The sequence below is a fragment of the Kitasatospora sp. NPDC097605 genome (genome assembly GCF_040302725.1).
In the GTDB taxonomy this organism is placed as follows: Bacteria; Actinomycetota; Actinomycetes; order Streptomycetales; family Streptomycetaceae; genus Kitasatospora.
Window position 1 is genome coordinate 1 of sequence record NZ_JBEOSF010000074.1, and the last position, 9,913, is coordinate 9,913.

General features: G+C 75.4%; 11 protein-coding genes. 5 read left to right on the plus strand and 6 right to left on the minus strand.

Annotated elements, in window-relative coordinates; translation table 11 throughout:
* Positions 1 to 100: 100 nt before the first annotated feature.
* The 3 genes from ABTX81_RS39160 to ABTX81_RS39170 all read right to left on the minus strand — a co-directional run bounded on the left by ABTX81_RS39160 (position 101) and on the right by ABTX81_RS39170 (position 3,043).
* Positions 101 to 1,234 (minus strand): hypothetical protein, encoded by a 1,134-nt coding sequence (locus ABTX81_RS39160; RefSeq protein WP_350555667.1) that lies wholly within the window; start codon positions 1,232 to 1,234, stop codon positions 101 to 103.
* Between the two features lie 393 nt (positions 1,235 to 1,627).
* On the minus strand, positions 1,628 to 2,134 hold the full coding sequence (locus tag ABTX81_RS39165; RefSeq protein WP_350555669.1) for an HAD domain-containing protein: 507 nt from the start codon (positions 2,132 to 2,134) through the stop codon (positions 1,628 to 1,630).
* Positions 2,135 to 2,158: 24 nt separating this feature from the next.
* Entirely contained in the window at positions 2,159 to 3,043 is an 885-nt protein-coding gene (locus ABTX81_RS39170; protein ID WP_350555671.1) for a class I SAM-dependent methyltransferase, read from the minus strand.
* A 243-nt stretch (positions 3,044 to 3,286) separates the two neighbouring features.
* Between ABTX81_RS39170 and ABTX81_RS39175 the strand changes: the two genes are divergently transcribed.
* Positions 3,287 to 3,979, plus strand: coding sequence for a CPCC family cysteine-rich protein (locus tag ABTX81_RS39175; RefSeq protein ID WP_350555673.1), 693 nt, complete (start codon positions 3,287 to 3,289; stop codon positions 3,977 to 3,979).
* A gap of 23 nt (positions 3,980 to 4,002) precedes the next feature.
* Positions 4,003 to 4,548: a DUF1707 SHOCT-like domain-containing protein gene (locus ABTX81_RS39180; protein ID WP_350555675.1), complete on the plus strand. Its 546-nt coding sequence runs from the start codon at positions 4,003 to 4,005 to the stop codon at positions 4,546 to 4,548.
* A 77-nt stretch (positions 4,549 to 4,625) separates the two neighbouring features.
* Here ABTX81_RS39180 and ABTX81_RS39185 read toward each other — a convergent pair whose 3' ends face one another.
* Positions 4,626 to 5,606 (minus strand): aminoglycoside phosphotransferase family protein, encoded by a 981-nt coding sequence (locus ABTX81_RS39185; protein ID WP_350555677.1) that lies wholly within the window; start codon positions 5,604 to 5,606, stop codon positions 4,626 to 4,628.
* Positions 5,607 to 5,658: 52 nt separating this feature from the next.
* Positions 5,659 to 6,660: a S41 family peptidase gene (locus ABTX81_RS39190; RefSeq protein WP_350555679.1), complete on the minus strand. Its 1,002-nt coding sequence runs from the start codon at positions 6,658 to 6,660 to the stop codon at positions 5,659 to 5,661.
* Positions 6,661 to 6,751: 91 nt separating this feature from the next.
* Here ABTX81_RS39190 and ABTX81_RS39195 point away from each other — a divergent pair, with 91 nt between their 5' ends.
* Together ABTX81_RS39195 and ABTX81_RS39200 are read left to right on the plus strand one after the other, a co-directional pair.
* Complete coding sequence (locus tag ABTX81_RS39195) at positions 6,752 to 7,327, plus strand: helix-turn-helix domain-containing protein (protein WP_350555681.1); 576 nt, start codon at positions 6,752 to 6,754, stop codon at positions 7,325 to 7,327.
* A 112-nt stretch (positions 7,328 to 7,439) separates the two neighbouring features.
* Positions 7,440 to 8,600, plus strand: coding sequence for a type III PLP-dependent enzyme domain-containing protein (locus ABTX81_RS39200; protein ID WP_350555683.1), 1,161 nt, complete (start codon positions 7,440 to 7,442; stop codon positions 8,598 to 8,600).
* A 9-nt stretch (positions 8,601 to 8,609) separates the two neighbouring features.
* On the opposite strand, the gene ABTX81_RS39205 is transcribed toward ABTX81_RS39200, so the two are convergent.
* Positions 8,610 to 9,179 carry a DUF6630 family protein gene (locus ABTX81_RS39205; protein ID WP_350555685.1) on the minus strand — a complete coding sequence of 190 codons (570 nt, stop codon included), beginning with the start codon at positions 9,177 to 9,179 and terminating at the stop codon, positions 8,610 to 8,612.
* 365 nt (positions 9,180 to 9,544) lie between these two features.
* Here ABTX81_RS39205 and ABTX81_RS39210 point away from each other — a divergent pair, with 365 nt between their 5' ends.
* Entirely contained in the window at positions 9,545 to 9,793 is a 249-nt protein-coding gene (locus ABTX81_RS39210; RefSeq protein ID WP_350555687.1) for a hypothetical protein, read from the plus strand.
* Positions 9,794 to 9,913: the final 120 nt, after the last annotated feature.

The window sequence follows — 9,913 nt, forward strand, 5'->3', positions numbered from 1 at the left end:
CCTCAAACAGATTGGGTTGCTGTGTCTTGCTCTGTGGGTCGGACCGGGGGGGGGGGGGGGCGGGGGCGCGCGCGGCGCCCGGGCCCGGCCGTCGGCTCGGTCAGAACGCCGAGGTGAACGCGGTGAAGAAGCGCGACGCGATCGGGGAGCCGGAGCCGGTGAAGCACAGCGGATAGAGGTTCGCCGTGGCGCCGCTGCGGGCCCAGGGGGTGGCCAGGCCGCAGTAGTCCGGGCCGGGGCCGAAGGCGGTGACCTGCGCGGTGTCCGAGGGGACGGCGATGTTCGGCAGGTTGACGGTGTAGGGGACGGAGCCGGTCAGCGTGTTGGGCGGGCCGGAGGAGTTGAAGTTGGTGCCGGCCGGCACACCGCCGTTGAACCACAGGTAGCCGTAGGACTTGGGCGGCAGCGCCGGACCGTGCACGGCCCGCTTCTCCGAGTAGCTCAGCGTCCAGCGGGTGTCGTAGGGGGCGTTGGCGGCGTTGTAGCAGTTGACCAGCACGGTCTGGCCGCTCGCGGCGGGTGCCCACTCGGCGACCTTGCAGCGCGCGCCGTTGACCGGGTCGACGGCGGTGACCTCGATGTTCCCGGCGGGGTTCGCCTGGCCCAGACCGGGCAGCCAGACCTTCCAGACGCCGGTGCCGCCGTAGCCGACCGTGTTGGTGCCACCGGTGGAGTTGTACTGGGTGATCACCGCGCCGGTGGTGTTCGAGTAGACGTAGCCGTAGCCGCCGACGGCCGGCGCCGGCACCCCGCTGCTGGTGGTGTACAGGACGGTGAACCGGGTGTCCTCGGGAGCACCGCCCGGCCGGTAGCAGCCGACCGAGACGTCCTGCCCGGTGCCCACCGTCGCCCAGCTCCGGACCTGGCACCAGCTGCCGGTGCGGCCGACGGCCGTCACGTGCGCGATGCCGCCGGGACCGGCGATCAGCGGGAAGTGCACGACGTAGGACCCGGTGCCGACCTGGTCCACCTTCACCGGGTTGGCGGCCGGGGACGGCCAGCTGCCCCACTGGCGGGTGGTGTCGGGGACGTAGCCCGGCGGCGGGGCCGGGTTGTCGAGGTACGCGAAGCCCCAGCGGTCGGGCACGGCGGCGTGCGCCGGGCCGGCCGCCGGGAGGCTGACGCCCACCAGGGCGGCCAGCACGGCGAGGACGAGCGGCAGGGCGCGGACGGCGCGCAACGCGCGGTCGGCGGGGACGGGTCTGACCGGTGGTACGGCGGTGCCGGCGTGCATGGGCATACCCCTTGGGTGTGGGTGGTCACGGGCGGCCTGCGCGGTGCTGCCCGCCCCGCTGCTCCGCCCGTGCCCGGGGTGAGCCGGCGGGCGGCGGCCGACGGGACGACCGGTCCCTCAGGGAGGGGACCGGCGCTACCCGGCGTCGGCCGGCAGTGACGGGGTCGGGGGTCAGGCCCGACGGCGCTCACATCGTAGGGGCGCGCCGGGCGGCGGCACAGGCCTGCGGTACACGCCGCCCGGCCCTTCGCGCGGCACCCGGAGTCCGCCCCTCCGGCTGTCTCCCGCCCCGGCCGCCCCGCCCGCCGCCGCACCGGCCCCACCCACCCCGCCACACCCGCGCCGCCCCGCCCGGGCGCTGACCGGAAACCGTCGTTCCGGCCGAGCGCGGCGTCAGGACAGCCGCCGCAGCCAGGAGTCGAGCACCGCGTAGTCGCCGTCGGTCAGCCCGACGCGCGGATCGACCCGGTGCAGCAACGCGGGCCCCGGATGGTGCGCGGCGGTCCACACCCGATCGGCACCGCCGATCTCGTCGTCGACCCAGACGAACGGCCGCCCGTCCGCCCACGCGACCAGCGCCCGGGTCTTCCAGTGCAGCCCGCCCCGCTCGTCCGCCTCATCCGTACCGGACGGCTCCGGCCACTCCACCACGGCCAGCGGCGGCAGCCCGAGCAGCGGCGCGATGCACGCGTTCGCGTCGGCCATCCAGGTCGTCGCCCACACGATGGAGCACGGCAGCGCGGCCAGCCGCGGCCCGTGCCCGGGATCGATCCTCGCCAGCAGCGGATTCCCGCCGGCACCCGCCCCCGGGTACAGGGGGTACGGCGCCTCCCCACCGAACGGGATCAGCGGCCCGTCGACGTCCAGGAACAGCAGCGCGGCGCGCTCGGATCCGGTCACCCCGGCACCCTACCGGCCGTGCCGTCAGCTGTCGGGACCGGGCTTCCGGGCGCTCACCATCACATATCCCATCTTGTCCCGGCACAGACCGAGGATCAGCGGGTAGGCGGTGTCGAGCTGTTCGGCGAGCTCGGGGCCGAGCCGGTCGGCGATCTGCTCGCGACGGCCGGCGTGGACCTGGGGGATGAGCTCGTAGGTGGGTACGAAGTCGGCGCTCTTGTCGACGACGCGCTCGACCGTGAAGCCCGCCTCGCGGACGAGCGCGGGGTAGTCGTCGAGCGACCGGGGCAGCGGGGCGAGGGCGAAGCCGCCGCGGAACAGCCGCGCCTCCTGGTCGGTGAACGGCACGGCCTCGAAGCAGTCCGCGAGGACGAGGCGCCCGCCGGGGCGCAGCACCCGCCAGGCCTCCCGCAGGGCGCGCCGCCGGTCGGCGAAGTGCGCGAACGACTCGATCGCCCACAGGGCGTCGAAGGAGCCGTCCTCGAACGGCAGGTCCATCGCGTCGCCGTGGAGGAACCGCGCGCTTCCGCCCGCCAGTTCGCGCTCGGCCCGGGCGGTGGCCTGCTCGACCTGGCTGCGGCTCGCGGTCACGCCGACGACGTGCCCGCCGGAGGCGGCGGCCAGCCGGACGGTGGGCCGGCCGGTGCCGCAGCCGACGTCCAGCGCCCGTTGGTGCGGGACGAGGCCGAGTTCGGCGATCAGGTCGTCGGTCCACCGGTCCTGGGCGGCGGTCAGTTCCTGCCACGCCTCGTCCGCCGTCAGCGTCCGCCCCGGATCGGGCCGCCGGCCGCCGTTCCACATGCCCAGGTGCATACTGTCGCCCATCGTCAGGCTGTACAGCCCGCCCAGCCGGTCGTACCAGGCACCGACCTCCTGCGCCGACGGCCCCTGACCGCTCTCCCACTCCACGACGTCCTCCTCACTCGACCGCGTCCCCGGCGGCGCCGACCGTCCCCGGTGTCGCACGGTCCGGTGCTCATCCTGCGAGGGCGCCGCCCCCTCCGGAAGGGAGCGCCACCCCGGCACCGGAAGCACTCCACCCGCCACCCGGCGCACGCCCACCGCCGCGCGACCCCCGGTCACGCGAACCGCTGCCCGGCGCACGACGGCAAACCGTTTGCGGGCGGGGTGATCACGGACCAGGCTGGGCCGGTGGATACCCGACGTCCCTGCACCTGCTGCGGCCACCTCGTCCTCGACGCCGACGACGGCTGGCCCGGCTCGTACGCGATCTGCCCCGTCTGCTCCTGGGAGGACGACCCGGTGCGGCTGCGCCGGCCCTTCACCCCGGGCGGCGCGGACCGCCCCTCGCTCGTCGAGGCCCAGCGGAACTTCCGGGCGTACGGCGCCTGCGACCAACGGGGCCGGCGTTTCGCCCGGCCGGCCACCGAGGAGGAACCGCTCGACGCCGACTGGTACCCGATCGATCCGCGCTCGGACCGGTTCGAGGGCTTCGAGGACTTCGAGGACGCCGACAGCGGGCCCCGCCGCCCCCGGCCCGACGACCTGACGGTGCTGTGCTGGTGGCTCCCGTCCTTCTGGGGGCCGGGGGAGCCCGAGCCGGACCCGGAGCGCCGCGTGGTCATCGACGTCGGTGCGGTCCAGGACGATCACGCGTTGCACGCCGTCCTGAAACGGGAACTCGGCTTCCCCTCCTTCTACGGGATGAACTGGAACGCCTTCTGGGACGCGATCACCGGACTCGTCACGATGCCCAGGGAACTCCACTTCACCGGCTGGCCCGAGCTCGAACGCCGATGCCCCGGATCCGCCGCCCAGTTGCGCCGACAGCTCACGGACCTCGCGGACGCCAGACCGGGGTACTGCCTGACGTCCTGTCAGTGAGCGTGCGGCGCTAGGGTGAACGGGTGACTTCTCTGTCTGAGGGCCCGCGGCGAGCGCTCGGTGAGGACGACCGCGACACGGCGGTCCAGCGTGTGCAGGGGGCGTATGCCGAGGGGCACCTCTCGTACGAGGAGATGGACGAACGCCTCCACCACGTGCTCACCGCCACGACGCACGGCGAACTGGCGGCGGTGCTCTCCTCGCTCCCGGCGGAGCCGGCGGACAGCACGGCCACCATCGGCGCCGTCGGCGGACGGATCACGCGGCGCGGCGTCTGGCGGGTGCCCCGGGTCCTCAAGGTCGCCTCCGCGCTGGGACGGGTGCGCCTGGACCTGTCCCGGGCGGTCATCGAGCATCGGGTGGTCGACATCGAGCTGGAGCTCGGCACCGGCCGGGCCAGGATCACGGTGCCTCGCGACGCGGTCGTCGACCTGGACGGCCTGCGGGCCGGGTGGAAGGACACCCGCTACAAGCCCCGACGGGCCGCCGACCCCGGGGGCCCGACGATCCGGATCACCGGGGCCATGGGGCTCGGGCGGCTGAAGGTCCGCCACGCGTGGCGGCGCTGACGCTCCGCACGTCATCCGTTCGGATGCGCTCCGGGCGGCCTTCGCCGGGCTGACCGTCCGACTGGAGGCCGCCGCGCTCAGCGGGCCCGCTGGGTCGTCGGCACCGACGGGACCGACGGGATCTCCGGACTCGGGGGGTCCACCGGAGTCGTCGCCGTGAGCCGTCGCAGCGCGGCCTTCGCGGGCGGGCCCCAGCTCGCCTTGCCACCGGGTCGGCCGCGGACACCCGCCTCGCCGATGAGCAGGCAGCTGAGCGCCCTGAGCACCGCCCAGCCACGGGCGCGGCGCCAGGCCGCCGGGTCCAGGGCCGGCCGGTAGGCGTCGCGGAAGCGGTCGGCGGCGCCGTCCGGCAGCAGCATCCAGGCGGCGGCGAGATCGCAGGCCGGATCGCCCGCGCAGACGTCACCGAAGTCGATCACCCCGCAGAAGGTGCCGTCCGCGGTGAGCACATTGGCCGGATGCAGGTCGGCGTGCAGCCAGAGCGCCGGCCCCGTCCACCCGGGCGCGGCGACGGCGTCCTCCCAGACGGCGCGGACGGCGTCCGGGTCGGTGATCAGCCCCAGGTCCACGGCCGAGGCCAGCGCCCGGGCGAACCCTTCGCCGTGGTCGGCCGGCGGCCCCCCGCGCCCGTCCCGGCTGGCGGGCGCCCCGTCGGGCGCGGGCCGGTGAAGAGCGCTCAGGAACGCGGCCAGGGTGTCGGCCGCCTCCGCCGCGTGCGTGGCGGGCGCCCGGTCGGCGGGCGTTCCCGGCACCCAGGTGGTGACGATCCACGGCCGCGGGAACCGCGCGGAGGGCTCGCCGAGGCGCTGCGCGACGGGGACCGGCAGCGGAAGGAGCGGGGCGAGCAGCGGAGTCAACGCGTGCTCCTTGCGCAGCAGCGCGTCCGCGGACGCCGTCGCCCAGGGCAGCCGGACGGCGAGGTCCTCGCCGAGCCGCCACAGCTGGTTGTCCCACCCCCGCGCCCCGAGCCGGACCGGCCGGTCCGCCAGGTCGGGGTGCTGCTCGCGCAACAACGCCCGGACCAGCTCCGCGGTGACCTCGATGTCGGTGTGCGTCATGCGCAGCCACCCTAGCCGACGGCCGAGCCCGCGCCCGGGGCGGGCTCGGCCGTCAGAGTCGCGCGTCCGCCGACGCGGAGCGCTCCTCCGCCTCGCCGCTCAGCGCCCGCCGGGCCTCCTCCGCCGACGGGGTGTCGCCGCCGCGCCGGGCCACCTCGGCCAGGGCCGCGCGGTGGGCCACCTCGTGGGCCAGCGCCGGGTCGGTCTCGGTGTCCGGGACCACGCCGGTGCCCTCCCAGTTGCCGCCCGAGACCGGGTTGATCGAGCGGGCGGTCGGGATGGTGGCCTCCAGGTGGGGGTGGAGCGTGAAGCCCCGGCGGGGGTTGGCGCCGCCGCCGGACACCTCGCCGACCACCACGGCGCGGCCGCGCTGCTGGAGGTCGTACGCGAGCTCCTCGCCGCCCGAGAAGGTGGCCTTGCTGATCAGCACGTAGATCGGCTTGCTGCCGCCGAACCGCGGGCCGGGCACCTGCGCGGGGCTCCAGAACTGCTGCTCGGAGTCCTCCTCGCGGTCGTAGAGGGTGTTGAGGTGCGTCGGCTCGTCGAACAGGTGGCCGCAGATGTGGGCGGTCGTGTACGGGTGGCCGCCGACACACGCGCGCAGGTCCAGGATCAGCGCCTCGGCCCGCGCGACCAGGGCGAGCGCGGCGTCCAGCGCATCGCCGGTCATGTCGAGCGGGAAGAGGATCGGGGCGAACTCCAGCAGCGCGACGCCGCCCTCCAGCCGCTCGATCCGGGGCACCCCGCCGAGCGAGAGGTCGGCGGCCCGGGCCAGCTCGGTGAGGACGGCGCCGTCCTCCTGCTCCGCAGGGATCGGGTGCGGGTGGAACTTCAGGCGCAGATGGCCGTCGCCGTTGACCGACTGGAGGTCCTCGGTGACCAGCCGGCCGAGCGTCTCGGCGTCCTCGGCCCGGTCGTAGCGGCCCTCCGACAGCGCCGCACGGAGGTCGGCGGCGATCCGCCCGCCGACCTCGGGGAAGACGTAGAGCTCGGTCGTCAGCCGGCTCACCTCGGTGACGATCTCGGCGATCTCGGCCGACTGAAGCCGCGTCATGCGCTGCCTCCCGCTGCTGGTGATCGGTCAGGGTGGGGACGAGTAGAGCACGGGGCTTGCGAAAGCGTCAATAAAATTGGACGCTTTACGCATGGAGGACGACCAGACACGGGACCGGACACCGGACCGAGCGAGCGGCCAGGCCCAGGGCGAGGTTGAGGACCGGGCTCAGGCCCAGGAGCTCACCATCGAGAGCCCCCAGCAGTACAAGGCGCTCTCCCACCCGCTGCGCCAACGGCTGCTGTTGCTGCTCGGTGGCGAGCCCGCCACGGTCGGCCGGCTGGCGGCGGCGCTGGACAGCCGCAAGAGCACGGTCGCGCACCACCTCAAGGTGCTGCAGGACGCCGGCGTCGTCCGCATCGTGGAGACCCGCAAAGTGCGCGGCGGCAGCGAGCACCTCTACCGGCGCACCGCCCGGCGGGTCACCGTGGCCGGACAGGACGCCGGCCCGACCACCGCCCTGCTCGGGGCGGTGGCCGAGGAGTGCGTCAACGCCCCGCACGAGCCGCTGCTGGTGCTGCGCCACCTGCGGCTGACCGCCGATCAGGCCGCGCGCCTCGGCGCCGCCCTCCAGGAGCTGGTGGGCGAGGCCGAGGAGGCCCCGGCCGGCGAGCCGGTGCACGGCGTGCTGGTCGCGCTCTACGAACAGGCCGCCGGGCGGGACTGACCTCCCGCCGGCCCGCGCCACGCGCTCATCTTGAGGTGGCACTGACAAGCCCGGGGGTTTCGCCTATCGTGCGTCGCGGCCGTACGAACCGAGCCGGGAGGTGGTGCACACCGTGCTGAGCGATCGTTTGCGGGCTGGGGCGCTGGAGGTGGCGGAGCGCTGCGCGACGCCGTTCTACCTGTTCGATCTGGAGGCGTTCGACGCGGGCTACCGGGAGATGGCACGGGTCTGGCGGCGCGAGTTCCCGCGGCTGACGGTGGCGTACTCGTACAAGAGCAATCCGCTGGCGGCCGTGACCCGGCGGCTGGCGGCGCTCGGCGGCTCGGCGGAGGTGGTGTCGGGGGCGGAGCTGTCCCTGGCGCTGGCGGACGGCTTCGCGCCGGGGCGGATCGTCTTCGACGGGCCGGTGAAGAGCCCGGCGGAGCTGGCCCGGGCGGCCGCGCTCGGCGTGCCGGTCCAGGTCGACTCGCTGACCGAGCTGGGCGACCTGCTGGCGCTGCCCGGCGGATCGCCGCCGGTGGGGCTGCGGCTCGCGACCCGTGGCGGTGACGGCGAGTGGTCGCGCTTCGGGCTGCTGCCGGCCGAGGTGGTGCGGGCGCGGGAGCTGCTGGGCCGGGCCGGGCTGCCGGTGTGGGGCGTGCACGTCGGCGTCGGCACCCTGTCCGCGCCGCGGGCGTACGGCGAGGCGCTGGTGTCGTGGGCGCAGGTGCTGCGGGAGCTGGCCAAGGCGGCCGACGGCCGGTTGACGGTGGACGTCGGCGGAGGCTTCCCGCCCCGGGGGGTGCCCGGGCGGGGGTGGGACGTCTACGCGGCCGCCGTCGCGTCCGGCTGCCGTCGGGCCGGGCTGGAGCCGGACGCGGTGGACCTGCTGATCGAGCCCGGGCGCTCCCTGGTGGAGGCGCACGGCGCGCTGGTCTGCCGGGTGGCGGTCCGCAAGTCCCGGGACGGGCGGGAACTGCTGGTGCTGGACGGGGGGACGAACCTGGCCCGCACGGTGAAGAGCCGGCCGCACCCGATCGCGTTCCCCGCCGCGCCGGACGACCTCGGCGGGCGGTACCGGCTGCTCGGCGCCAACTGCTACGAGGGCGACGTGTTCGCGGACGACGTCCCCGGGCCGGCGGACGCGGGCCCGGGGGACGTGGTGGTGATCGGCGGGTCCGGCGCGTACGACTTCCCGTTCGCCCACCTGTGGGTGCGGCCCCGGCCCCCCGTCCACGCCTCGGACGGCGCCGGCTGGACGGAGGTGCGCGAGCGGGGCGGGGCCATCCGCTAGCCGGAGGGCTCAGTCGTGGAGGGTGACACCGGGCAGCGGCCGGCCGGCGGCGTCGAACAGCGCGGTGCCGCACTCGCAGTGCTCGTCGGCCAGCGTCTCGGCCGGCGGCAGCTCCCAGACCAGCATCCGCGAGCACGCCGGACAGTCCAGGCTGACCAGGGTCGCCTCGGGCTCCGAGCCCCAGGCCCGCACCGGGAGGCCGTCGTGCGTCACCCCGTCCGGCTCGAACTCCCCGGTCCGCGCGACCAGGACCTCGTAGCTGTCGGTACCGCTCTCCCACACCGCGAGCGTGCAGCCGAGGTCCGCCAGCACCCCGGCCAGATGGTCGAGCTGGCGGGCCGGGAGATCACCGCGGCGCGGCGCCGGGTCGGCCTCGGCCGCCCGGCGGACGGCGTCGTCGTCGACGCCCGTCGGCTCCACCCCGAAGGCCCTCACCCGATCCGCCACGAACGCCGCCAACCGCCCCGGCTCGTCCTCACCCGTCCAGTCCATCGTGAACATCACCCGGTCCACCTGGACTCCCCGCGCCCGCTCCTCGGGGGTCAGGACCAGTTCTTCCAACGTCGTCGGCTCGCTCATGACGGGCACGGTACCAACCGGCGCACCGCCGGCCCGGGGCCCCTCCCGGAGAGGGTGCACGCCCGGTTCGACATCGTCCAGACCGGCCGGCAGGCCGTCAGATCCACTCATCCTCGAACCCTCGCACGCCGCACTGACAGCGTGCGCCCGCGCCGCCCGGCGGCGCAGGTCTGCGCGGAGGGCGCGCGGGTGTCCGGGACACCGCCGTGACCTGCCCGGACACCGGGCGCCTGTCCGGGACGGCCGGCGGGCCTTGTCCGCCCCTCGGCCCCCGGGAAGTCTCGGTGCCGGGCCGTCGAGCCGCCGGTCGGACGATCGGCCGGGCCCTTGAGGAATGAGGACACGACATGCGTCGCATTGTTGGTATGACGATGGCATCGCTGCTCCTGGGGGCCGGCGCGGCCGTCGCCGCACCGGTCGCCGCGCAGGCCGCCCCCGTCTCGCAGGCGCCCGCCGCCCAGGCCGCGTACAGCTGGCAGTACACCGGCGAGTACTTCTCCGCGAAGTCGGCCTGCGACGCCCGCGCCCCCTACTACCTGAAGGCCTCCAACGTGAAGAAGTACCGGTGCGTCTCCGAGGGCGGCCTGTGGGCCGGTCAGGTCTACGCCAGCTGACCGCACCCGGGACAGTCCGCCGGCGGCCGAGCACCCTGGTGACGAGCGCCGGCTCGCCCAGGCGGACCTGCTGCGCGGGCGGATCGCGTTCGCCTCCCAGAGCGCCGGCGGCGCTCTGCC